Source organism: Actinomadura sp. NPDC047616 (genome assembly GCF_040642915.1).
Taxonomy (GTDB): domain Bacteria; phylum Actinomycetota; class Actinomycetes; order Streptosporangiales; family Streptosporangiaceae; genus Spirillospora; species Spirillospora miaoliensis.
In genome coordinates, this window is sequence record NZ_JBEYTB010000028.1 from 1 (window position 1) to 24,237 (window position 24,237).

The 24,237-nt window shown below is 72.9% G+C and carries 18 protein-coding genes; 8 read left to right on the forward strand and 10 right to left on the reverse strand.

Features of this window, described 5'->3' with window-relative positions:
- The first annotated feature begins 640 nt into the window (after positions 1-640).
- Positions 641-1,453: a Bax inhibitor-1/YccA family protein gene (locus ABZ801_RS39860; RefSeq protein WP_360708730.1), complete on the forward strand. Its 813-nt coding sequence runs from the start codon at positions 641-643 to the stop codon at positions 1,451-1,453.
- Positions 1,454-1,918: 465 nt separating this feature from the next.
- On the opposite strand, the gene ABZ801_RS39865 is transcribed toward ABZ801_RS39860, so the two are convergent.
- The 3 genes from ABZ801_RS39865 to ABZ801_RS39875 form a co-directional block, all read right to left on the reverse strand.
- Positions 1,919-2,146 carry a DUF4287 domain-containing protein gene (locus ABZ801_RS39865; protein ID WP_344959510.1) on the reverse strand — a complete coding sequence of 76 codons (228 nt, stop codon included), beginning with the start codon at positions 2,144-2,146 and terminating at the stop codon, positions 1,919-1,921.
- Between the two features lie 193 nt (positions 2,147-2,339).
- The gene (locus ABZ801_RS39870; protein WP_360708734.1) at positions 2,340-3,560 is read right to left on the reverse strand and encodes an acetyl-CoA C-acetyltransferase; all 1,221 of its coding nucleotides are present in this window, start codon (positions 3,558-3,560) and stop codon (positions 2,340-2,342) included.
- A gap of 106 nt (positions 3,561-3,666) precedes the next feature.
- Positions 3,667-4,704 carry an SGNH/GDSL hydrolase family protein gene (locus ABZ801_RS39875; protein ID WP_360708737.1) on the reverse strand — a complete coding sequence of 346 codons (1,038 nt, stop codon included), beginning with the start codon at positions 4,702-4,704 and terminating at the stop codon, positions 3,667-3,669.
- Positions 4,705-4,878: 174 nt separating this feature from the next.
- Between ABZ801_RS39875 and ABZ801_RS39880 the strand changes: the two genes are divergently transcribed.
- On the forward strand, positions 4,879-6,249 hold the full coding sequence (locus ABZ801_RS39880) for a cystathionine beta-synthase (RefSeq protein ID WP_360708740.1): 1,371 nt from the start codon (positions 4,879-4,881) through the stop codon (positions 6,247-6,249).
- A 276-nt stretch (positions 6,250-6,525) separates the two neighbouring features.
- On the opposite strand, the gene ABZ801_RS39885 is transcribed toward ABZ801_RS39880, so the two are convergent.
- Entirely contained in the window at positions 6,526-8,682 is a 2,157-nt protein-coding gene (locus ABZ801_RS39885; RefSeq protein ID WP_360708743.1) for an MMPL family transporter, read from the reverse strand.
- A gap of 234 nt (positions 8,683-8,916) precedes the next feature.
- Here ABZ801_RS39885 and ABZ801_RS39890 point away from each other — a divergent pair, with 234 nt between their 5' ends.
- Together ABZ801_RS39890 and ABZ801_RS39895 are read left to right on the forward strand one after the other, a co-directional pair.
- The gene (locus tag ABZ801_RS39890) at positions 8,917-10,065 is read left to right on the forward strand and encodes a cystathionine gamma-synthase (RefSeq protein ID WP_344959500.1); all 1,149 of its coding nucleotides are present in this window, start codon (positions 8,917-8,919) and stop codon (positions 10,063-10,065) included.
- Between the two features lie 123 nt (positions 10,066-10,188).
- A complete protein-coding gene (locus tag ABZ801_RS39895; protein ID WP_360708746.1) occupies positions 10,189-11,316 on the forward strand; it encodes an alpha/beta fold hydrolase in 1,128 nt (375 codons plus the stop codon).
- 90 nt (positions 11,317-11,406) lie between these two features.
- Here the strand turns inward: ABZ801_RS39895 and ABZ801_RS39900 are convergent, their stop codons facing one another.
- The 3 genes from ABZ801_RS39900 to ABZ801_RS39910 form a co-directional block, all read right to left on the reverse strand.
- Positions 11,407-11,952 carry a hypothetical protein gene (locus tag ABZ801_RS39900; protein ID WP_360708749.1) on the reverse strand — a complete coding sequence of 182 codons (546 nt, stop codon included), beginning with the start codon at positions 11,950-11,952 and terminating at the stop codon, positions 11,407-11,409.
- Positions 11,953-12,058: 106 nt separating this feature from the next.
- Entirely contained in the window at positions 12,059-14,041 is a 1,983-nt protein-coding gene (locus ABZ801_RS39905) for a hypothetical protein (protein WP_360708752.1), read from the reverse strand.
- Positions 14,042-14,086: 45 nt separating this feature from the next.
- Entirely contained in the window at positions 14,087-15,541 is a 1,455-nt protein-coding gene (locus ABZ801_RS39910; protein ID WP_360708755.1) for a sigma 54-interacting transcriptional regulator, read from the reverse strand.
- A 162-nt stretch (positions 15,542-15,703) separates the two neighbouring features.
- Between ABZ801_RS39910 and ABZ801_RS39915 the strand changes: the two genes are divergently transcribed.
- The 3 genes from ABZ801_RS39915 (at position 15,704) to ilvA (ending at position 19,104) form a co-directional block, all read left to right on the forward strand.
- Entirely contained in the window at positions 15,704-16,867 is a 1,164-nt protein-coding gene (locus ABZ801_RS39915) for an FIST N-terminal domain-containing protein (RefSeq protein WP_360708758.1), read from the forward strand.
- Positions 16,860-17,804, forward strand: coding sequence for an ROK family protein (locus ABZ801_RS39920; protein ID WP_344959488.1), 945 nt, complete (start codon positions 16,860-16,862; stop codon positions 17,802-17,804). The genes ABZ801_RS39915 and ABZ801_RS39920 overlap by 8 nt, the downstream gene beginning before the upstream one ends.
- Before the next feature lie 76 nt (positions 17,805-17,880).
- Positions 17,881-19,104 (forward strand): threonine ammonia-lyase, encoded by a 1,224-nt coding sequence (gene ilvA / locus ABZ801_RS39925; protein ID WP_360708761.1) that lies wholly within the window; start codon positions 17,881-17,883, stop codon positions 19,102-19,104.
- Between the two features lie 81 nt (positions 19,105-19,185).
- Here the strand turns inward: ilvA and ABZ801_RS39930 are convergent, their stop codons facing one another.
- Positions 19,186-20,610, reverse strand: a complete 1,425-nt coding sequence (locus ABZ801_RS39930) for a M1 family metallopeptidase (protein WP_360708764.1) — start codon at positions 20,608-20,610, stop codon at positions 19,186-19,188.
- Positions 20,611-20,722: 112 nt separating this feature from the next.
- On the reverse strand, positions 20,723-21,601 hold the full coding sequence (locus tag ABZ801_RS39935) for a LysR substrate-binding domain-containing protein (RefSeq protein ID WP_360708767.1): 879 nt from the start codon (positions 21,599-21,601) through the stop codon (positions 20,723-20,725).
- Positions 21,602-21,662: 61 nt separating this feature from the next.
- On the opposite strand from ABZ801_RS39935, the gene ABZ801_RS39940 reads away from it, so the two are divergent.
- On the forward strand, positions 21,663-22,667 hold the full coding sequence (locus tag ABZ801_RS39940; RefSeq protein WP_360708769.1) for an aldo/keto reductase: 1,005 nt from the start codon (positions 21,663-21,665) through the stop codon (positions 22,665-22,667).
- 41 nt (positions 22,668-22,708) lie between these two features.
- Here the strand turns inward: ABZ801_RS39940 and ABZ801_RS39945 are convergent, their stop codons facing one another.
- The gene (locus ABZ801_RS39945) at positions 22,709-24,133 is read right to left on the reverse strand and encodes a M1 family metallopeptidase (RefSeq protein WP_360708772.1); all 1,425 of its coding nucleotides are present in this window, start codon (positions 24,131-24,133) and stop codon (positions 22,709-22,711) included.
- Positions 24,134-24,237 lie beyond the last annotated feature (104 nt).

Below are 24,237 nucleotides of genomic sequence, written 5' to 3' on the forward strand. Positions count from 1 at the left end.
CTGTGGGCGCGGCTCCGCGGTGGGCCCGGTGGTTTTCCCCGGGGGGGCCCCGCCCTGCACCCCCCGCCGGGGGGGGGGGGCGGCCCCGCGGGGGGGGGCCGTGCCGCGCCCGTGCGCGTGGTGGGCGCCCCCTGGCGGGGCGCTCACAACGCGCACTCGCCGAACCCCCGCGGAGCGTTGCCTCCCGGCAGGCTGAGCAAGACCAAGTGTCTGAGGTTGCTGTGCCGGGGCGTGGAGGGGCAGCGCTGTATGGGTTAATGCCTGTTTCTGTGCCTCTGGTGGGGCCGCTCGCTACACGGGCCTGCTGGACGCGTGCAGAGCGCGTCGCCTTGGCAGCCTGAGCAAGGCCATGTGGCTGACGTCGCTCAGTGGGTGGGGCGTGGCGGTGTCAAGGGTCGGACGGGTAGTCGGCTCCGTGTTGCTTGCTACAGGTTCGCGTTCTTTGTGGAGGGGTGGCAAGACCATGTGGGGTGCGGCGTGAAGGGGTGGGGTGGGTTTTGGGTTGGGTGCGGGTGGTGTTTGGGACGGCGGTGGCACTGTGATGCGGGACCGATACCAAGCCGTCATATCTCTGGGGAACATTGGGAATGCCTGCCACGTCTAGACTGATCGAAGAGGTCAGCCACTGTGGAGGCTACTGATGGAGAGCAGGAACCCGGCCTTCCGGGGCAATGCCTTCGGGCGGCAGGCGGGAGGGGGCGGCTACGGCGCGCCGCCGCCCCAGCAACTGCATGAGATGTACAACGCGCCCTCCTACACGCCGTCCGCGCCCCCGGCCACCCGGCCGATGACCATCGACGACGTCGTCGTCCGCGGGTTCCTCACGCTGCTGACGCTGGTGGTCGCCGCGGCGCTGGCGTGGACGCTGGTGCCCGCCGAGCTGGCCATGCCGGTGCTGGCCGTGGCGGTCATCGCCGAGGTGGGGATCTGGGCCTTCATCACCTTCGGGCAGAAGGCCAACGCGCCGCTGGTGCTGGCGTTCGCCGCGGTGTACGGCGTCGCGGTCGGGATCGTCAGCCACGCCTACAACGATCTCTACCACGGCGTGGTGTTCCAGGCGGTGGTCGGCACCGCGCTGGCGTTCGGGGCGATGCTCGCCGTCCACTCGCTGCGCATCATCCGCGTCACCCCCAAGTTCGCCAGGTACGTCCTCGCGGCGGGCTTCGCGATGGTCGGCCTGATGCTGGTCAACGTGGTCGTCCAGCTGTTCGGCGCCGAGGACGGCATCGGCATCCGCGACCCCGGCAACCCGATGGCCTACGTGTTCAGCGTGGCCGCCATCCTGCTCGGCTGCCTGTTCCTGCTCCTGGACTTCGACTCCATCGAGCAGGGCGTGCGGGCCGGGGCGCCCGAGAAGTTCGCCTGGTACTGCGCGTTCGGGCTGGTGCTCAGCCTCGTGTGGATCTACCTGGAGCTGCTGAGGTTCCTGTCCTACTTCTCCGGCCGCGACTGACCGCGAGAAACGTCCCAGACGAGAATCCGCCCCCGCATCGGCGTCAGCCGGTGCGGGGGCGGATCCGTTACGGGGCGGACTCTGCGCCACGGGCCGAAACGCGCAGCGCCACGGCGTGCGGGGGCATTCCTTGGGCGGGTCCGTCCCGTCACACCCGGTCGTCAACGCCGGCACCGCCGGCGAACGAACGTCGTGATACGGCCCGGGTGTTATGAGGTTGTGTTCGTCCGTCGCGACGACGAACGGGTCCAGGAGGTTCTCCCCTGGGGGTACTGCAGGGTTGTGGTGTCCGGTCGGCTCTGCCAGTCGAGTCCTTACGGCCCGGACGGGGCAGGGAGTGTCTCCCTGTGCTGCTCCGGTCGAGCACCTTCGGCCCGGACGGGGTTCCAGGGGGCGTCCCCCTGGGTGACACGGGGCGGTGGCGAAGGTGAGCGGGGCTCACCGAGCACACTGCTCCCCCCGCGATCAGTAGTGCCGGGCGCGGCGGGTGCGTTCGTGTTCGCGGACGAGGGCGGCGGCGTATCCGTACGAGATGCCGTGCTCCTCGGCGAGCCAGTTGCAGCGTTCCTCGCAGCGCAGGAACGACGGGCCGTTCTCGATGGCGGTGAACCACTCGGGCAGGTCACGTCCTGTGACCGTGGGGATGCGGGCGATCAGCTTGCTGTGCGTCTCCGGCGAGTGGTTCAGGGACAATTGGCACCTCCAGGTTGGCGGGGCTCTTCCTTGGACTGTGCAACACCACGCCGGAAGTGACAACCCCCTAACGGGGACCTATCTTTGTCGTAACGTAGATCATTTGTAACGTGCCGGGGCGCGGCGCCCGCCGCTGTGCTGCCGGACGGGCGTCGCGCACCAGCAGATCGTGCGTGACCGGCTCCGGTCGGACTCAGGACAGCCGCTCGACCACCATCGCCATGCCCTGGCCGCCGCCGACGCACATGGTCTCCAGCCCGAACTGCTTGTCGTGGAAGCGCAGGCTGTTGAGCAGGGTGGAGGTGATGCGGGCGCCGGTCATGCCGAACGGGTGGCCGACCGCGATGGCGCCGCCGTTGACGTTGAGCTTGTCCAGGTCGACGCCCAGCTCCTCGGCGGACGGCAGCACCTGGGCGGCGAACGCCTCGTTGATCTCGACGAGGTCGATGTCGTCGATGGTCATGCCCGCCCGCGCCAGCGCCCGGCGGGACGCCTCGACCGGGCCGAGGCCCATGATCTCGGGGGACAGCGCGGACACGCCGGTGGACACGATCCGCGCCAGCGGGGTGATGCCGAGTTCGGCGGCCTTGGTGTCGCTCATGATGACCACGGCCGCGGCGCCGTCGTTGAGCGGGCAGCAGTTGCCGGGGGTGACCGTCCCGTCGGGGCGGAAGGACGGCTGCAGCGCCGCGACCTTCTCGTAGGTGGTGCCCGGACGGGGGCCGTCGTCCTTCTCGACGACGGTGCCGTCGGGGAGGGTGACGGGGGTGATGTCGGCGGCCCAGAAGCCGTTGGCGATGGCCTTCTCGGCGAGGTTCTGGGAGCGGACGCCGAACTCGTCCTGCGCCTGCCGGGAGACGCCGCGCAGCTGGGCGACGTTCTCGGCGGTCTGGCCCATCGCGATGTAGATGTCGGGAAGCTGCCCGTCCTCGCGCGGGTCCCGCCAGGTGTCGGCCTCGCCCTCCGAGCGCTTGGCGGTGCGCGCCACCGCGTCGTTGAACACCGGGTTCTGGGTGTCGGGCAGGCCGTCGCTGCTGCCCTTGGCGAACCGGGACACCATCTCCACGCCCGCCGAGATGATCACGTCGGCCTCGCCCGCCTTGATCGCGTGGAAGGCCATCCGGGTGGTCTGCAGGGACGAGGAGCAGTAGCGGGTGACGGTGGCGCCGGGCACCTGGTCCCAGCCGAGCAGCACCGCGACGACGCGGGCCATGTTGTAGCCCTGCTCGCCGCCGGGCAGGCCGCAGCCGAGCAGCAGGTCGTCGACCTGGCCCGGGTCCAGCTGCGGCACCTTGGCCATGGCCGCCCTGATCATCTCGGCGGTGAGGTCGTCGGGGCGCAGGTCCTTCAGCGAACCCTTGAAGGCGCGTCCGATGGGGGAGCGCGCGGTGGCGACGATGACTGCCTCGGGCATTGCGGATCTCCTCGTGTCAGCGGCCGATGCCGGTGTTACCCGCTGGTCACTTGAAATCTAACAGGCGCGGATCCGCCGCCCATGACCCGGCTCACACCGCCGGGGCCTAGGCCACGCCGTGCCGGACCGCCTCGGGATCGTCGGGTTCCTCGGCGGTCTCGCCGACCTCGCGGCGCCGCAGCAGGGTGGCCCAGCGGCCCCGGGGGCCGCGCTCACGGCCCGCGACCCGGGTGCCGGCGACCTCGGTGCCGGGTTCCTCGGCGGCCTCGGCGGCGGCCAGGTAGACGGGCAGGACGCCCTCGCCGCGCCGCACGTCCGGCAGCTCCTCGGGTTCGGGCTCCAGCCCGAGCGCCGCGGCCATCGACGGCAGGACGGCTGCGGCCGCCGCGGCGTAGCCCCGGGCGGACGGGTGGTAGCGGTCCGCGCTGAACATCTCGTGCGGGTCGGCCTCGAACTCGCGGCCGAGCAGGTCGCCCAGCGACACGGTCCGCCCGCCGCGTTCGACGACCGCGATGGTCTGCGCGGCGGCGAGCTGGCGGCTGGCGCGGCGGGCGATCCACCGCAGCGGCTGCATCACCGGCTGCACCGAGCCGAGGTCGGGACAGGTGCCGACGACCACCCGGCAGCCCGCGCCGTGCAGCCGCTCCACGGCCGCGGCCAGGTGGCGCACCGACTCGGCGGCGGGCACCCGGGCCGTGACGTCGTTGGCGCCGATCATGATGACGGCGACGTCGGGACGGGCGGCCAGGGCCTTGTCCACCTGGTCGGGCAGTGCCTCCGAACGGGCCCCGGACAGCGCCACGTTGGTCAGCCGCACCGGACGTCCCGCGATCGACGACAGGCCCGCCGCCAGCAGCGCGGCCGGCGTCTCGTCGGGCTCGTGGACGCCCAGCCCGGCCGCGGTGGAGTCGCCCAGCATCACGAACGAGAGCGGTGCGGCCGACGCCTCGCCGTCCTCGGCGCCGCCCCCGTACAGGCCGTCGGCGACCGGGGGGTCGCCGTTCGGCGTGGCCTGGATGATCCGGCGGGCGAGCTTGGCCTCGACGACGATGAGTCCGAAGGTCAGGCCCCCGAGGGCGGTGAGGCCCCCGCCCCCGTAGGCGGCGGCCGTCGCGATGCGGCGTGCCGTCAACGCTCTCAGCATCGTCCGTCGACCCTCCGTAACCGGCGGGCGCGGCACCGTCACCGGAACGTGCCCGCCGCCGTCTCACTGGGCTACCGTCAGGAATTGGAATCTATCCGAACCCACATCCCTTCCCGGCGCGGCACACGCTGGTTGAACAGGGATGTAACAAACTGATTCGACAAGGATGTCGCGGTGCAGGTACACGATTCGCTGGTCGAGCTGATGGGTGACACCCCGCTCGTCCGGCTGCGCAAAGTCACCGCCGGGCTGCGCCCACAGGTGCTGGCCAAGGTGGAGTACTTCAATCCCGGCGGCTCGGTCAAGGACCGCATCGCGGTCCGCATGATCGACGCCGCCGAGGAGTCCGGCCTGCTGCGGCCGGGCGGCACGATCGTCGAGCCGACCTCCGGCAACACCGGGGTGGGGCTGGCCATCGTCGCGCAGGAGCGCGGTTACCGCTGCGTCTTCGTGTGCCCGGACAAGGTCGCCAAGGACAAGCTGGACGTGCTGCGCGCGTACGGCGCCGAGGTCGTGGTCTGCCCGACCGCGGTGCCGCCCGAGCACCCCGAGTCGTACTACTCGGTGTCCGACCGGCTGGCCGCCGAGATCCCGGGGGCGTGGAAGCCGAACCAGTACGTCAACCCGGGCAACCCGCGCTCGCACTACGAGACCACCGGCCCGGAGATCTGGAAGCAGACCGACGGGCGGATCACCCACTTCGTGGCGGGCATCGGCACCGGGGGCACGATCAGCGGCGTCGGACGCTACCTCAAGGAGGCGTCCGGCGGGCGGGTGAAGGTGATCGGCGCCGACCCCGAGGGCTCGGTGTACTCGGGCGGCAGCGGCCGTCCGTACCTGGTGGAGGGCGTCGGCGAGGACATCTGGCCGGAGACCTACGACCGGACGATCTGCGACCAGGTCATCGCGATCTCCGACAAGGAGTCGTTCACCATGACCCGGCGGCTGGCCCGCGAGGAGGCGCTGCTGGTCGGCGGGTCCTGCGGGATGGCGGTGGCGGCCGCGCTGCGGGTCGCCGCGGACGCCGACGAGGACGCGGTGATCGTGGTGCTGCTGCCGGACGGCGGCCGCGGCTACCTGTCGAAGATCTTCAACGACGACTGGATGGCCGACTACGGCTTCCTGACCCCGTCCACCGAGGAGGCCCGGGTCGGCGAGGTGCTCACCCGCAAGAGCGGGCAGCTGCCGGAGTTCGTGCACGTCCACCCGCACGAGAGCGTGGAGACCGCGATCGCGATCATGCGCGAGTACGAGGTGTCGCAGCTCCCCGTGATGAAGGAGGAGCCGCCGGTCATGGCGGCCGAGGTGGTCGGCTCGGTCGCCGAGCGGGACCTGCTGGACCTGCTGGTGCGCGACCGCGGCTCGCTGGGCGACACCGTCGGGACGCACATGTCGGCGCCGCTGCCGACGATCGGCTCCGGCGAGCCGGTGAGCAAGGCCGTGGAGGTCATGGAGAAGGCGGGCGCGCTGGTCGTGCTGGTCGACGGCAAACCCAAGGGCCTGCTCACCCGCCAGGACCTGCTCGCCTTCCTCGCCGGCGGGTAGCCGGGATCGAGCGCCGGCCCGCGCAGCCGGGTCACGTGGCCGGGTTGTGTGGCCGGGGCGCGTAGCCGCCGTTGGACGCGGCGAAGCGCCGGGGCCCCTGCGCAAAGGGGGCTCCGGCGCTTCGGTTTCTTCCCCGGGTGTTGGGCCGCGGGCCGCCGGCGGTGTGGGCGGCTTGGTCGGCCGGCGTTCCGCGGCCCAACGTCTCTATCGGTCACGGGGGCGATGCCCCCGGTCGGAGGCGGCCCGCCGAGGGGCGGGCCGCCTGGGCGGGACCCGCTAGGTGCGGGCCCCCGTGCCGGCGTACTCCTCCTCCAGCGGGCCGGCCTTGCCGGACGAGGCGGGCCGGTCGCCGTGCCCGGGCCACCAGGCCCGGTGGCCGAGCAGCGCGGTGACGCCCGGCACCAGGAAGATCGACATCACGAAGGCCGACAGGGCGATGCCGATGGCGATCGAGAAGCCCATCTGCTGCAGCATCGAGACCTCGGCCAGCAGCATCACCGAGAAGGTGCCGGCCAGGATCAGGCCCGCCGCGGCGACCGTGGGGCCGCCGTGCTCCACCGCCAGGGCGGCGGCGCGCCGCGGCTCGTGCCCCTCCTTGGCCTCCTCGCGCAGCCGCGCGGTCATCAGGATGTTGTAGTCCGTCCCGATGGCCAGCACGAACAGGTACAGCATGATCGGCAGGTGGAAGACCTCGCCGGCCTCGCCCATCAGGCCCTGGAAGACGTACACCGCGGCGCCCATGGTGGCGGCGAAGCCGAGCAGCACCGCCGGCACCAGGTACAGCGGGGCGACCACCGAGCGCAGCAGGAGCAGCAGGATCAGCGCGATCAGCACCCCGGCCACCGGCAGGATGACCGACAGGTCGCGGTTGACGACCTTGTTGATGTCGCCGTAGATGGCGGTCTCGCCGCCGACGAGCATCTTCGTGCCCGGCGGGGTGATCTTGTGGGCCGCGGGCCGCAGGTCGTCCTTGACCAGGTTGATCGAGTCGTTGGACACGGGGTTCTTCTTGAGCAGCAGGTCCACCTGGACGACCCGGCCGCCCGGTGCGGGCTGGGCGGGCTGCACGCCGCCCACCCCCGGCAGCGACCCGGCCTGCTGCCGGAACGACTCGATGGCGGTCTTGGGGATCGGCTGCCCGTTCTCGGACTGCAGGTAGACCTGGACGGGCTTGGTCAGACCGGCCGGGAAGGCGCTCTGCATGTCCTTCATGGCCTGCGCGGACTCGGTGTTCTCCGGGAAGCTGGACTGGAAGTCGTAGTCGGCCTTGAAGCCGACCGCCCCGACCGCCAGGAGGACCAGCAGCGCGCCGGAGACCAGCGCCACCAGCGCCGGGCGCCGCCCGACCATCCGGCCGAGACCGGAGGAGACCCGCGCCTTCGGCTGCTGCTTCCACGACTTGGACGGCCAGAAGACCGCCGGGCCCAGCAGCGACACGATCGCCGGGAACACCGTCAGCGACGTGATGCCCATGACCAGCACGCCGATGGCCAGCGACGGGCCCCACGCGGAGAAGATGCCGAACGAGGCGAGCATCAGCACCAGGAACGTCACCGCGATGGCGGCCGCGGCCGAGGTGATGACCTCGCCGACCCGCTCCATCGCCACGATCATCGCGGTCTTCTTGTCGTCGCCGGCGCGCAGCCGCTCCCGGTAGCGGAACAGCACGAACAGGTAGTAGTCGGCGCCGATGCCGAACAGCACGATCGTCATGATGATCGTCAGGCTGTCGTCACCGGTGAAGTTCAGCAGCCTGGACGCCGCCCCGATCAGCCCGCTGGCCATGGCCTCGGTCAGCATGATCACGATGATCGGCAGGATCGCCGCGACCGGCGCCCGGAAGATCACCAGGATCAGCCCGATGATCAGCACGAAGGTGCCGACGGTCACCAGGATGAACGAGGTGTTGAAGGAGTCCTCGTTGTCGGTGAACGTGGCGACGTCACCGCCGACGTTGGCGGTCAGCCCGGACCCCAGCATGCCCGGCAGGTCCTTGCGGATGTCCTTGACCGCGTCGCCCTGCTTGGTGGCCTCGTCCGGCGTCGACCCCTTCATGGGGACGCTGATGAGCTGGATCTTCTTGTTGGGCGCCACCGTCTGCGGGCCGGTCGCGAACGCCTGCACCGTCGGGTACTTCTTGGCGGTCAGCGCCTGCGCGGCCTGCCCGATCTTCGCGGTGTCGGCCGCGGTGAGCTGCCCGCCGTCGGACCGCTTCACCACGATCAGCGTGGTGGCGTCGGCCTGCTGCGGGAAGGACTTCTGCGCCAGTTCGGCGGCCTGCACGGCCTCGTAGGAGGACGGCAGGAACTCGCTCTGGTCGGACTCGGTCTTCAGCGAGGGTGACAGGAAGACGATGGCGACCCAGGCCACCGCCCATGTCAGGAGCGTCAGCCAGGGGTGTCTGACCACCACGCGGGCCAGGCGTGCGAACATGCGGTTTCCTTCAATGGGGGAGAGCGGTACGCCGCGAGCCCGGGGCTCGCGAACTCGGGGCCGCCCGGCGTGCGGGGTCGCCGGAGCGGGATCAGTCAGTCATCTCTGGATACGGTTCAACCGTAGGGATCGGCCCGGCGAAAGTGGTCAACCCGGGAGCCGAAATCGGGGCTGATACCTACGGGGGACCACCTCCTCCCGAAGGAGTGGCGAGGGGTGGATAGCCTCGTGCTCATGGACGACGAGGTTCACCAGGGGTTCGAGACGCTGGCCATCCACGCCGGGCAGGAGCCCGACCCGGCCACGGGGGCGGTCGTGCCCCCGATCTACCAGGTCTCGACGTACAAGCAGGACGGCATCGGGGGGCTGCGCGGCGGCTACGAGTACTCCCGTTCGGCCAATCCGACGCGTACCGCGCTGGAGGTATGCCTGGCCGAACTGGAGGGGGGAGCGCGGGGGCTGGCGTTCGCCTCCGGGCTGGCCGCCGAGGACGCCCTCCTGCGCACGGTGTGCGCGCCGGGCGACCACGTCGTCATCCCCGGTGACGCCTACGGCGGCACGTACCGGCTGTTCGCCAAGGTGTTCGAGCGCTGGGGGCTGGCGTACGATCCGGTGCCGCTCGGCGACGTGGCCGCGGTGCGCGCCGCCGTCCGTCCCGAAACGAAGATCATCTGGGTGGAGACGCCGACCAACCCGCTGCTCGGCGTGGCCGACATCGCCGCGCTGGCCGCCGTCGCGCACGAGGCGGGCGCCCTGCTGGTGGTCGACAACACCTTCGCCTCGCCCTACCTGCAGCGGCCGCTGGCGCTGGGCGCCGACGTGGTCGTCCACTCGACCACCAAGTACCTGGGCGGCCACTCCGACGTGGTCGGCGGCGCGCTGGTGGCGGCCGACGCCGACCTGGGGGAGCGCCTGGCGTTCCACCAGAACGCCATGGGCGCGGTGGCCGGGCCGTTCGACGCCTGGCTGACCCTGCGCGGCGTCAAGACGCTGGCGGTGCGGATGGACCGGCACTGCGCCAACGCCGCCGCCGTGGTCGACATGCTCACCGCGCACCCGGCCGTGAAGCAGGTGCTCTACCCGGGGCTGCCCGACCACCCGGGCCACGAGACCGCGGCCAAGCAGATGCGCGGGTTCGGCGGGATGGTGTCCTTCCGGATGGAGACGGAGGAGGCCGCCGTCCGGGTGTGCGAGCGGACGAAGCTGTTCACTCTCGGCGAGTCGCTGGGCGGGGTGGAGTCGCTGATCGAGCATCCGGCGCGGATGACCCACGCGTCGGTCGCCGGGTCGCCGCTGGAGGTCCCGGCCGACCTGGTGCGGCTGTCGGTCGGCATCGAGGACGCCGGCGACCTGCTGGCCGACCTGCGCCGCGCGCTCGGCTGACGTCATCGGCGAGATCATCGGCGACATCGTCGGCGGAGTCATCGGCAGCGGCGTTGGCCCGGCGCGGAGCGGGGACGCTCTATATGATGTGCGCACCAAGATCTCTTCAGGAAAGGGTCCGGGGTGCGCAAGGTATTGGTGAGCGGAGCGGCGTTCGCCGCCACCTGCATCGCGGCCGTCGCCGTGCCGGGCGGGGCCGCCCAGGCCACCGCGCCGACCCCGCCGCCCGGCGGTTCGGCGACGGCCGAGGCGACCGTCTCGCCGTCGTCGACGCCCCCGGCGCCGGAGCCGGACGCGTCGTCGGAGCCGTCCGGTCCGGCGGGCTCGGCGACGCCGTCGCAGGCCCCCGGTTCGCCGGGCGCGTCCGCTCCGGACACCGACACCGACTCGGTGACGTCGGCGCGGGCGGTGATGGTGACGCCCAGGCCGCCGCGCATGGTCACCTACGCCTACGGGTCCGCGCCGCGCCAGCGCCTCGACGCGTACTGGCGTCCGTCGCCGACCTCGTCATCGGCCGCGCGCGGGCAGGGCGCCCGGCAGGCCGAGAAGCCGCGTCCGGGCGTGCTGGTGCTGCACGGCGGTTACTGGCTCGGCGGTGACAAGAGCGGCTGGAAGTACTTCGCCCGCCGCCTCACCAACGAGGGCTTCGCGGTCTTCGCCGCCAACTACCGGCTGGCGGGCACCGCCGCCTGGCCCGCCCAGCGCGACGACGTCGAGGCCGCGCTCGACTACGTCAAGCGCAACGCCAAGCGCTGGAACGTCGACCCGGACCGGATCGTGGTGATCGGCTCGTCGGCCGGCGGGCTGCTGGCCACCCAGCTCGGCGCCTACGGCCAGGGCGCCCAGCGCGTCCGCGGGGTGGTCGCGCTGTCGCCGGTCAACACCCCGTACCTGGCCTACCAGGTCGGCGCCGAGCTGACCGCCACCCCCGGCCAGCGCAAGCTGCGCCGCGCCGTGGTCACGCTGCTGGGCTGCCGTCCCGGCCCCGAGAACGCCACCTGCTGGACGAAGGTCGACGACGCCAGCTCGGCCACCCACGCCTCGGCGGGCGACGCCCCGATGCTGCTCATGCACGGCACCACCGAGTTCGTCCCGCGCACTCAGAGCACCGGCCTGGCCGGGGCGCTCAACCGCGCCGGCGTGCCCGCCACGGTCACCACGGTGCCGGGCAGCATGCACGGGCCCGCGCTGATGGACAACCCGAGCGTCTACCCCCGGATCCTGTCCTTCCTCAAGGCCCGCACCCGCTGACCTGAGGCCGTAGCCGCTGACCTGAGGCCGTAGCCGCGGACCTGAGGCCGTAGCCGCTGAGCCCCGCCGAGCCCGGCGGGGCTCAGCGCGCTAGGAGTACCAGATCATCAGGACGAGGATCACCAGCCAGATCACGGCCACCACGCCGGAGATCGCGGCGATGCGGCCGCGCTCCACCTGCGCGACGTCCTCGAACGTCGCGGCGGCGGCCGCCGGCCGGGCGGGCTCCTGCTCGCCCTCGGCCGCGGCGGGCTCCCTTCCGGCGGGCGCCGGTCCCGGCTGCGCCGCCTCGACGGGACGCGCCGCCTCTGCCGCCGCGAGCTCCAGCGCGTGCGCCGCCTTGCGCTGGTCGCGTTCGACGAGCACCAGCAGGGCCAGCGCCACCACGAACAGGGTCATGGACGCCGACAGCCACATCTGGTTGAACCGGCCCTTGGCCAGGAACAGACCGAAGAGGAAGATCCCCAGGGTGCCCAGCCCGTAGATCCGCGTGACCCGGGTGAGGTAGCGCAGCACCACCACGTTGCCCTTGCGGATGTAGCGCGGGCTGGCCATGGTGGCGGCCGTCAGCGGCCCCAGCGTGAAGATCGCGAACCCGATGTGCAGGAAGAGCAGCAGCCGGTCGGTGGTCGACATAGAACCGACCCTAACGCTCGGCGACCGCGGCGGAGCGCCGGAGGAGCGAGGATTGCCCGATCGCTTGACGGGGGTTTGGGGGGCGCCCCCCAAACGATTACGCCCTTCAGCGGCGGCCGCGGCGCACCCGGAGGTAGTCGCTGACGACGTACTCGCCGAGCCGTTCGGCGTCGGGCGCGAACACCCGGCCGCCGTTGCGCCGGGCCACCTCCTCCACGAAAGACACCAGGCGGCGGTCCTCGGCCAGCATGAACACGTTGAGGCAGGCGCCGCGCCGGGTCATCTTGTCGACCTCGGCCAGCGTCAGCACGAGGGTCTCGGGGGACGGCGGGTAGTCGAACAGGGACCGGCCGTCGGGGCGCAGGTGGGCGGTGGGCTCCCCGTCGGTGACCACCAGCACGATCGGCTCGAAGTCGGGGTGCCGGTCCAGGTGCCGGCCCGCGATCATCAGCGCATGGTGCAGGTTGGTGCCCTGCACCATGTCCCAGTCCAGCCCGGCCATCTCGGTGGGGTGCAGCACCCGGGCGTAGTTGGAGAACCCGATGATCTGGATGGCGTCCTGCGGGTACTTGCTGGTCACCAGCGTGTGCAGGGCCAGGGTGGTCTGCTTGGCCGCCGCCCAGGTGCCGCGCAGCACCATCGAGTACGACAGGTCGACCAGCAGGCACACGGCCGCGGCGGTGCGGCGTTCGGTCTCCTGCACCTCGAAGTCGTCGACGTCCAGTTTGACGCTGTTCAGCCGCACGCCGCCGCCCGCGCCGGAGCCCTCCATGGCGTTGCGGCGGATCGCGTTGCTCACCGTGCGGACGACGTCGAGGGGCTGCTCGTCGCCGAACCGCCAGGGCCGGCTGGAGCCGGTCAGCTCCCCGGCCTGCCCGGCGTCGCGCTGGTCGTGGTCGCCCTGCCGGCCGGAGGTGAGCTGGGCGAACACCCGGCGCAGCGCCGTCTCGCCGAGCCGCCGCACGGCCTTGGGCGTCAGTTCCAGGCCGCCGCGGCGGCGCTGCAGGTAGCCCTGGCGCTCCAGCTCGGCCTCGATGCGGCGCAGCTGCGCCAGGTCGTCGACGGCCTGGCGGCCCAGCGCGCGGCGGACCGCCTCCTCGTCGATGTCGTCCAGGCGCGCGCCCGGGTAGTCCTGGGCGAGCGCGGCCTCCAGGTCGGCCAGGTCGGCCAGCTCGGCGAGCGCGGTGGTGGCGTCGCCCATGCCGAGCGGGTCCTGCCCGGTCATCTGCTCCTGCCCGCCCCAGGCCAGGTCGGGACGGCGGGCGCGCAGCGCGTCGGTCAGCCGGGTCATCTCCATGGCCAGGCCCGCGTCCTGCATGACCTGGTCCATCAGCCCGGCCAGCTCGGCGCGCTGCTCGGGCGTCAGCGAGTCCAGCAGGCGCTCCATGGCGGCCGCGCGGCGGGCCAGGGAGTCGACCAGTTCCTCCAGGTTCTCCGGGTTCTCGGGAAAGAAGTCCCCGTACTCCTGCATGAACCGGTCGAAGTCGGCCTGGGTGTGCTCGCCGCGGGCGTCCTTGTCGAGCATGTCGTTCAGCGCGGCCATCATGTCCTTGACGCGCCGCATCGCCTGGGGGTCCTGGCTGCTGAGGGCCTGCTTCATGCCCTGGAAGCGGGCGTCCAGCACCTCGCGCCGCAGCAGGTCCTTGATCTGCTCGTAGGTGGCGCGGGCCGCGTCGGACCGCCAGTCGTAGTCGGCCAGGCGCCGTACCGCCTGGGACGCGTCGGACGGCAGCGCGTCCAGCTCGGCCTCGCGCAGCCGGGCCTCGTCGCTCGGGTCGGGGAACAGCTCGGCCCGCTCCTGCCCGATCGCGGTGTCCAGGAGCGAGCGCACCTGCTCCAGCGTCCCGTCCAGGCGGCCGCGGTCGCGCAGCTCGCGGCGGCGGCGCCGCACCTCGCGCAGCAGGTCGTCCAGCCCGCGGCGGCCCTGCGCGCCGGGCAGGCCCCGGCGCAGCAGCTCGCGCAGCGCCTCCTCGGGGCGGGTCCCCTCCAGCACCGAGTCGCCCATCGCGTCCAGCGCGGCCCGCACGTCGTACGGCGGGGCCAGCGGGTCGGGCCCGCCCTCATAGGCCCCGTACCGGTAACGGCTCATCGAACCCCCAGGCTCTTGGGGACGGTCATGTGCGACTCGGGAAGGTCATGTGCGGTACGTGGCGGTGCCGTCGCCGCGTCCGGCCGCGGTGTCCTTGGAGAGCCGGCGGGTCAGGAACAGCCCCTCCAGGGCGAACTCCAGCGCCGCCGCGGCCTGCCCCGGCGACTCCCCGGTCATGTCCAGCCGTTCCATGATCTTGGCCAGGCCGGGGACGTGGCCGATGCGGCGCAGCAGCTCGGTGGCGGGCACCAGCTCGCCGGACTCCACGCTCTCGCCGGAGTCGAACTTGTCCAGCAGCCCGGACAGGTCGGCCCCGCCGAGGGTGCGGCGGTAGGTCTCGGCGATCGCCCGGCGCAGCAGGTGCTCCAGCACCTCCTGCTCGCGGCCCTCCTCGCTGACCTCGAACTCCACCTTGCCCATCAGCGACGGGACGACGGCGGGCAGGTCGCAGACCCGGGCCACGGCGTGCTCCTCGCCGGTCAGCGCGGCGCGGCGCACCGCCCCGGCGGCCACGGTCTCCGCGCCCGCCAGCGCGAACCGCGCCGACACCCCGGAACGGGCGTCCACCGCAGTCGACTCGCGCACCAGGCGGGTGAACCGGGCCACGATCTCCAGCAGGTGGGCCGGCACCTCGGCGGGCAGGTCGGCCGCCGCCTTGGTCAGCGGGGAGCCGTCGCCGGCGAAGAAGTCGAACTCGGCCTCCTGGCGGATGAGGTCCAGCTCGTCGTCCAGCTCCAGCGGGTAGTGGGTGCGGATCTCGGCGCCGAACCGGTCCTTCAGCGGCGTGATGATGCGGCCGCGGTTGGTGTAGTCCTCGGGGTTGGCGCTGGCCACCAGCAGCACGTCCAGCGGCAGCCGCAGCGCGTAGCCGCGGACCTGCACGTCGCGCTCCTCCAGCACGTTCAGCAGCGACACCTGGATGCGCTCGGCCAGGTCGGGCAGCTCGTTGATGCAGAAGACGCCCCGGTTGGTGCGCGGCACCAGGCCGAAGTGGACGGTCTCGGGGTCGCCCAGCGTGCGGCCCTCGGCCACCTTGATCGGGTCGACGTCGCCGATCAGGTCGCCGACGCCGGTGTCGGGGGTGGCCAGCTTCTCGCCGTACCGCTCGTCGCGGTGCTTCCAGGTGACCGGCAGGTCGTCGCCCAGCTCGTCGGCCAGGCGGCGGCAGCGCACGCAGACCGGCGCGTACGGGTGGTCGTTGATCTCGCACCCGGCGACGACCGGGGTCCACTCGTCCAGCAGGCCCGCGATGGTCCGGATCAGCCGCGTCTTGCCCTGGCCGCGCTCGCCCAGCAGCACCATGTCGTGCCCGGCGAGCAGGGCCCGCTCCACGTGCGGCAGCACGGTGTCGTCGAACCCGACGATGCCCGGGAAGCGCGGTTCGCCCGCTTTCAGGCGGGCGAGCAGGTTGTGACGGATCTCGGCCTTCACCGACCGGTGGACATGGCCGCTCTCGCGCAGCCCGCCCCGCGTGGTCTCTGGAGGTGTGGATGGACGCACGCGATCGACACTACGTCGCGGACGCGGGCGGTCGCACCCCCGGAGGCGGGGTTTGGGTCCGCGGGCGGGCACGGGGGAGACTGGAAATGGGGAACGCACGACGGTGCGGGAACCCCCACGGTATGGGAACGCGGGACGCCGCGGACGAGGGAGGGGGCGCCGATGACGCGATTCGGTGACGGACTGGCCCTGGGCCCCGACCTGTCGGCCGCCGCCGAGTCGGCGGTCGAGCAGGCGATCGCGCCGCTGGACGGCCGCCCGGACCTTTTGTGCCTGTTCGTGTCCGGGCCGGACCCGAGCGAGGTGGAGGAGGCGGCGCGCCGGGCGATGCGCGGCGCGGGCGCCCGCGTCGTCGTGGGCTGCAGCGCCTCCGGGGTGATCGGCGGCGGCCGCGGGGTGGAGGACGAGAGGGCGGCCAGCGCGTGGGCGGCCGAGCTGCCCGGGGCGCGGCTGGAGCCGTTCCGGCTGGAGACCCTCAAGGCCGAGGACCGGCTCGTCGTGGTCGGCATGCCCGAGACCCGCGACGACGACGTGGTGGGCATGCTGCTGACCGACCCGTACACCTTCCCGGTGGACGCCTTCGTGGAGCGTTCGGCGGAGGCGCTGCCCGGCCTGCCGCTGGTGGGCGGCATGGCCGACGGCGGCGGACGCGGCGCCACCCGGCTGTTCCTCAACGGCGAGGTCCACGACTCGGGCGCGGTCGGGCTGGTGCTCGGCGGGCCGGTGGCCGCGGCCACCGTGGTCAGCCAGGGCGCCCGGCCGATCGGCCCCGACATGGTGGTCACCCGGGCCGACGACAACCTGGTGTACGAGCTGGCGGGCACCCCGGCGCTGGACAAGCTGGAGCAGATCGTGCTGGGCCTGCCCGAGGAGGAGCAGGAGCTGGCCGGGCGCGGCCTGCTGATCGGCCTGGCCATGGACGAGTACGCCGACGTGCACGAGTACGGCGACTTCCTGGTGCGCGGGGTGGTGGGCGCCGACACCGACAGCGGCGCCATCGCCATCGGCGACGTGGTGGAGGTCGGCCGCACCGTGCGGTTCCAGGTGCGCGACGCCGGGGCCGCCGACCAGGACCTGGCCGACCTGCTGGAGCGCTTCGACCTGACCCCGGTGGAGGGGGCGCTGCTGTTCTCCTGCAACGGGCGCGGCCGGGCCATGTTCCCCGACTCCGACCACGACGCCAAGATGCTGACCCGCGCGTTCGGGCCCGCGGGCGTCGGCGGTTTCTTCGCCGCCGGGGAGATCGGCCCCGTCGCCGGGCGCAACCACGTGCACGGGTTCACCGCGTCCATCCTGGCCTTCGGCCCGGCCGAGGCCGATGACTGAGCCGGTGGTCCTGGCCGTCGACATCGGCGGCACGAAGATCGCCGCGGCGGTGGTGGACGGCGACGGCCGGATCGTCGCGGAGGGCAGGACGCCCACGCTCGCCCAGGAGACCCCCGAGGTGCTGTGGAAGGCGCTGACGGACCTTCTGGACGAGGTGCACGCCGACGCGGGCCGCCCGTCCCCGGCCGGGGTCGGCGTGGGCTGCAGCGGACCGATGACCTGGCCGGACGCCGAGGTGTCGCCGCTGAACATCCCGGCCTGGCGCGGGTTCCCGCTGCGGCGGCGGCTCAGCGAGCGCTACCCGGGCCTGCCGGTGCGGGTGCACAACGACGCGGTGTGCGTCGCCGTCGGCGAGCACTGGCGGGGCGCCGGACGCGGCCACGGCAACGTCCTGGGCATGGTGGTGTCCACCGGCGTCGGCGGCGGGCTGGTGCTCGGCGGCCGCCTGGCGGACGGGGCGTCCGGCAACGCCGGGCACGTCGGGCACATCGTCGTCGAGCCCGGCGGCCCGCCGTGCCCGTGCGGGGGACGCGGCTGCCTGGAGGCCGTGGCCAGCGGCCCGTCCCTGCTCCGCTGGGCCCGGGGCGAGGGCTGGCGCCCGGACGACCCCGACGCCACCGGCGCCGACCTGGCCGCCGACGCCCTCGCCGGGCATCGTCTCGCCCGGGAGGCCGTGCGGCGCGCGGGCCGCGCGGTGGGCGTCGCGCTGGCGTCCGCCACCCACCTGTGCGACCTGGACACGGCGGTGATCGGCGGCGGGGTGTCGCAGGTCGGCGCGCCGCTGTTCGACGCGGTGCGCGAGGCGCTGGACGTCCACGCCCGCATGGACTTCGCGCGGCGCCTGCGGGTCGTCCCGACCGCACTCGGCCAGTCCTCCGGCCTGATCGGCGCCGCCGCCCTCGTGCTGGCCGGCGACCGCTACTGGACGGCCGGCTGACCCTCCGCACGGCCGGGCCCCACCGGCGGCCGCCGGCGGCGGCGCGCGGCACGGTCCGCGTGGGAGGATCAAGGACATGGTCCTCGTCTCCGTCGACGACGTCCGCGCGGCGCGTGAGCTGCTGCGCGAGGTGATCGCGCCGACGCCGCTCGTCCACTCCCGGGTGCTGTCCGAGCTGATCGGCGGCCCGGTCTACCTCAAGTGCGAGAACCTGCAGCGCACCGGCTCGTTCAAGATCCGCGGCGCGTACGTGCGGATCGCCCGGCTCAGCGACGCCGAACGGGCCCGCGGGGTCGTCGCGGCCAGCGCGGGCAACCACGCCCAGGGCGTGGCGCTGGCGGCGAGCATGCTCGGCGCCAAGGCCACGGTGTTCATGCCGGAGGGCGCGCCGCTGCCCAAGGTCGCCGCGACCCGCGGGTACGGCGCCGACGTGGTGTTCCCCGGACCCACCGTGGACGACTGCCTGGTCGCCGCGCAGCGCCACGCCGAGGAGCACGGCGCGGTGCTCATCCACCCCTTCGACCACCCGGACGTGGTGGCCGGGCAGGGCACGATCGGACTGGAGATCCTCGACCAGCTCCCGGACGTGCGCACCGTCGTCGGCGCGGTCGGCGGGGGCGGGCTGATGTCGGGCGTGGCCGTGGCGCTCAAGGGCGCGGTCGAGGAGAGCGGCGGCCCGGACATCAAGGTCGTCGGCGCGCAGGCCAAGCGGGCGGCGGCGTTCCCCGCGTCGCTGGCGGCGGGACGGCCCGTCCGGGTGGAGGTGCAGCCCACCATGGCCGACGGCATCTCCGTCGGCCGCCCCGGCGACCTCACCTACGACCTGGTGACCGAGCTGCTGGACGCGGTCGTCACCGTCACCGAGGAGTCGATCTCCCAGGCGCTGCTGCTGTGCCTCGAACGCGCCAAGCAGGTGGTGGAACCGGCGGGCGCGGCGGGCGTGGCGGCGCTGCTGGAGCACTCCTACGCCGTGCGGACCCCGGTGGCGGTGCTGCTGTCGGGCGGCAACATCGACCCGCTGCTGCTGTCGAAGGTGCTGCGGCACGGCCTGGCCGGGGCCGGCCGCTACCTGGTCGTGCGGTGCCGCCTCAACGACCGTCCCGGCGCCCTGGTCACGCTGCTCGGCGAGCTGGCCGAGCTGGGCGTCAACGTGCTGGACGTCATGCACGAACGGGTCGCGGCCCGCCTGCACGTCGAGGAGGCCGAGGTGCTCATGCACCTGGAGACGCGCGGCGCCGACCACTGCGAGGAGGTGCTGACCCGGCTGCGGGAGAAGGGGTACACCCTCGTCCAGACATGAGCCGGGCCCGGGGCGGCGCGCCCCGGGCCCGGCCCGGCAGGGTCATCTCACAGCGTCATCTCACAGCGTCGTCGGGGTCACTCACAGGGCGGGCTTGCCGGAGGTGTAGACCCACTTGTCGAACAGGTCGTCGAGCTGCCTGCCGGAGACCTTCTCCGCGAACGCGATGAAGTCCCGGGTGGAGACGTTGCCGTCCTTGTTGACCGTCGGCCACAGCTTGACGAGCTTGAAGAACGCCTGGTCGCCGATGGTCCTGCGGAGCATGTGCAGGGTCATCGCGCCCCGGTCGTAGACCGTGGAGTGGAAGATGTTGTCGCGGCCGGGGTCGGCCGTGACCGGCTTCCACAGGTCGTCGTCGGCGGGCGTGGCGTACACCTCGTCGAAGCTCTGCTGCGCGGTCTTGCCGGTGTACTTCTCGAAGTACAGCCACTCGGAGTAGGTGGCGAAGCCCTCGTTGAGCCAGATGTCGGCCCACCGCTCGGGCGTCACGCTGTCGCCGAACCACTGGTGGGCCAGCTCGTGGACGGTCAGGTCCGGCCGCGGGATGGTGCCCGGCCGCCGGCCCAGGTCGTACACCGGGCGGCCCTGGGTCTCCAGCGCGTACCCGACCCCGGCCTTGACCACGATGCCGCCGGTGGAGGAGAACGGGTAGCGGCCGTAGTTGCCGGCCAGCCACTCCTGGAACTCGGCGGTCTGGTCGTGGAAGTCCTTGGCCAACCGGGCGGAGATGCCGAGGCGGGCGTCGGTGGCGGTGATGTTGGGCACGCCCCGCGCGGTCCGGCCGGTGACCACGTCGTACTTCCCGATCGCGATCATGCTGAGCTCGCTGGCCATGGGCTTGTTCATCACCCAGCGGGTGGTGGTCTGGGCGCCCCTGGTCCAGCGGCCCGCCGGGTCGCCGTTGGCGAGCGTGGTCAGGTCCTTCGGCGCGGTCAGCGTGAAGGTGTAGGTGGCCTTGTCGGACGGGGCGTCGTTGACCGGGTAGACGGTCGCGGCGCCGATCGGCTGGTTGAGCATGACCGCGCCGTCGTCGGTCGGGATCCAGCCGGAGCGGCCCAGCGCCGGGTCGTCCACGCCCTCGGGGACGCCCGAGTAGGCCACGCTGACGGTGAAGCTGTTGCCCTTGCGCAGGCCCTTGTCCGGGGTGATCTCCAGTTCCTGGGCGCCGGTGCGCTTGTAGGCGGCCTTCTTGCCGTTCACCGTCAGCGCCGAGATCTTCAGCGGTCCCTGGAAGTCGAGGTTGAACCGCGACAGGTGCTGGGTGGCCCGCGCCTTGATCGTGGTGACCGCCGAGATGCCCTTGGACGCCGGGTCGTAGGTCAGCGCGACGTCGTAGTGGGCGGCGTCGTAGCCGCCGTTGCCCATGTCGGGGAAGTAGGGGTCGCCCGCGCCCGGCGCGCCGGGCGTGTACCGCACGGGGGCCGCGCCCGCGGGCGCGGCCGTCACCATCAGGCTCGCGGCGACGCCGAGCGCCACCGCGGCCACCGCTCGGGGGGATCTGCTCATCGACTCGTCCTCAGCTCATCAGACAACGCCCCTCAAGCTGTCAGCGGCATCTGTGCAGTACAAGCTCGATTTGGTATCGAATTCGTTGGGGTCGCCCACCCCGGCGGGGCCGTCAGCCGGCGGCGCCGCGCAGGGCGGCGACGAACAGGCGGGTGATCTCGCGGGTGTCGTCGGCGCGCCAGGCCACGGCCAGCTCGGCGGGCGCCAGACCGCGCACGGGCCGGCAGACCACGCCGGGCCGCTGGTAGAGGCGGGTGTTGCCCTCGGCGAGCAGGACGACGCCCAGGCCGGACGACACCGCCTCGAACACCTCGTCCGGGGCCGTGGCCTCGGCGCCGATCCGCGGCGGACGGCCCCCGCGCGCGTCGAGCGCCAGCCAGAAGTCGCGCAGCGGACCGGCCGTGGCGGGCAGCGCGATGAACGGCTCGTCCAGCAGGTCGGCGAAGTCGATCTCGGCGCGGGCGGCCAGCGGATGGTCGTCGGGCAGCGCCACGTGGCGGCGTTCGCCGACCAGGGTGTGGGTGCGGATGCCGGCGGCGGGGACCGGCAGCCACACGAACGCCACGTCGCTGGAGGCGTCGGCCAGCCCGGCGGTGGGATCGTCCCAGCCGACCAGCCGCAGCGACACCGTCCAGTCGGGCGCCAGCTCGCGGAACCGGCGCAGGGCGTGGCGCTGCGGGTCGCGGCCGACGGCCGTCTGCATGCCGACGACCAGGGTACGGGGGCGGTCGAGCGCACGGGTCTCGGCGTAGGCGCGGTCCCAGGTGCCCAGGACGTCGCGGACGGCCGGCAGCAGCGCCGCGCCCTGCGGCGTCAGCGCGATCTCGCGGCCGCGCCGTTCGAACAGCTCGAAGCCCAGCCGCCGCTCCAGGGCCCGGATCTGCTTGGACAGCGCCGGCTGCGAGACGAACAGCCGGGCGGCGGCGCGGGTGAAGTTCAGCTCGTCGGCGATGGCCGCGAAGTAGCGCAGCTCCCGGAGATGGGCATCCATTACCTCTGGTTATACCGCTATGTCTTGGACGTTCGGACCGTCCGGACGGCAGCGTGGAGGCATGAACGAGATTCCTTCGCGCGGGCTGGGACGCCTGCGGGTGCCCGCGATCGGATACGGCGCGATGGTGCTGTCGCCCGGCATGTACGGAGAGGTCGACGAGGACCGGGCGCTGGCCGCGCTGCGCCACGCGCTCGACGGCGGCGCCACGTTCGTCGACACCAGCGACGGCTACGGCGAGGACGGCCACAACGAGCGGCTCGTCGGCAAGGCGATCAAGGGTCGCCGCGACGAGGTCGTGGTGGCCACCAAGTTCGGGTTCCGCGTCCCCGACGGCGCCGAGCCGCACCGGTTCCCCGTCGGGTTCGAGTTCGGCGAGCTGGCCGTCAACGCCGAGCCCCGGTACGTGCGCGGGTACGCCGAGGCCAGCCTGCGCAACCTGGACGTCGACGTGATCGACCTGTACTATCCGCACTTCCCCGACCCGAAGGTGCCGATCGAGGACACCGTCGGCGCGGTCGCCGAACTGGTGGACGACGGGCTCGTCCGGTACCTGGGGCTGTCCAACGTCACGGCCGAGCAGCTGCGGCGGGCCCACGCGGTGCATCCCGTGCAGGCCGTGCAGACCGAGTGGTCGATGTGGCGGCCGGCGGACCCCGACCTGCTGGCGGCCGCCCGCGAGCTCGGGGTGGGGGTGGTGGCGTGGAGCCCGCTCGGCGCCGGGTTCCTGACCGGCACCGTCGAGCGGGTCGGCGACGGCGACTTCCGCCGCAACAACCCCCGGTTCGGCGACGCCAACCTCGCCGCCAACAACGACGCCTACGTGGCCGTGCGCGGCATCGCCGCCGACCTCGGCATCACCCCCGGCCAACTGGCGCTGGCGTGGCTGCTGCACCAGGGGCAGGACGTGGTGCCGATCCCCGGCAGCCGCACTCCCGCGCACATCGAGGAGAACCTGCAGGCCGCCCACATCGACCTGCACGCCGACACGCTCGCGCAACTGGACGCCGCGCTGGCACGGGTCACACCGGCCGGCGGCACCCTGCTGCAGGATCGCGGCCCATGACCGGGCGGCGGGTCACCGGCGGCGGGCCACCGGAGGCGGGGTCACCAGCGGCGGGGCTTGCCCTTGCCGTACAGCCAGGTGCGGAACAGGCCGTCCAGGTCGCGGCCGGAGATCCGCTCGGACAGCCGGACGAACTCGGGCGTGGCAGCGCTGGCGTCGCGGTGGGTGCGCGCCCACTCGCGCAGGATCGCGAAGAACGCGCGGTCGCCGACCCGCCTGCGCAGCGCGTGCAGGCACATCGCGCCCCGCGTGTAGACCGAGAACCCGAACATGTCGTTGCGGCCGGGAACGCCGGGCGGCGGGCGGAAGACCGAGGAGTCGCCGGGCAGCCGGTAGTAGCGCCGGAACACCTTCTCGGCGGTGTTGCGGTGGCGCCCGCCCCGTTCGCCCCGTTCCCGCCACAGCCACTCGGCGTAGGTGGCGAAGCCCTCGTTCAGCCAGATGTCCCGCCAGTTGCGCAGGCTGACGCTGTTGCCGAACCACTGGTGCGCCAGCTCGTGGACGATGAACTCGTCGCTCGGCACGAACCCGGCGTAGACCGGGCGCTCCTGGGTCTCCAGCGCGTAGTCCAGCTCCGGGTCGTCCACGACGCCGCCCGCGGTGGCGAACGGGTAGGGGCCGAACATCTTCTCCGCCCAGCGCACCGCCTTGATCGTGGTGCGGTGCACGCGGTCCGCCGACCTGCGGAACCTCGGGTCGACGGCCGTGATCACCGGGATGCGGCCCGCCTTGCCGTGCCGCATCCGGAACCGCCCGATCGCCACCGTCGCCAGGTAGCTGGCCATGGGGGAGTCCTCGGCCCACTCGTAGGTGGTCCTGGCACCCCGGCGGACGACGCGGCCGGGTCTGCCGTTGGCGACCGCGCGCAGGCCCTTGGGCACGGTGATCCGGAACGAGTAGGTCGCCTTGTCGCTGGGATGGTCGTTGACCGGCAGCCAGGTCGGCGCGCCGTCCGGCTGGGACAGCACGACCGCGCCGTCCCGGGTCGGTATCCACCCGTACGTGCCGAGGGGGCCGTCCGGCATCGGACCGGGGCGTCCGGCGTAACGCACCACCGTGGTGAACACCTGCCCCGAGGAGATCGACCTGGCCGGAGTGATCGTCAGTTCCTGGCCGTCGCGCTGGTGCCGGGCGGGTCTGCCCTCGACCGTGACCGAGGAGATGGCCGGGCCGCGGTAGTCCAGGCTGAACGCCGACAGCGACTGGGCCGCCCGGGCGTTGACGGTGACGGTGGCGTCGATCTCGCCCTTCGTTCCGGGGTAGCCGAGGTCGACGTCGTAGTGCTGGACGTCGTAGCCGCCGTTGCCCGCGTTGGGGAAGTACGGGTCACCGATGCCCGGGCCGCCGATCGTGCCGTAGTCGGCGGGATCCTCCTCGGGGACGGCGGAAGCGTCCCCGCCGCCCGAGGTCACCAGCAGGACGGCCACGGTCGCCGCCGCGGTCGCGCGCACCCAAGCCCCGTTCATCGACGCCACTGTGCGCGGCGGCGCGGCACGGCGTCGCGCGGACGCGCCGGAGGTTCCCCGCTGCTTGCCGTCGCTTGGTCACCGTTTGACGATCACGCCCCGGC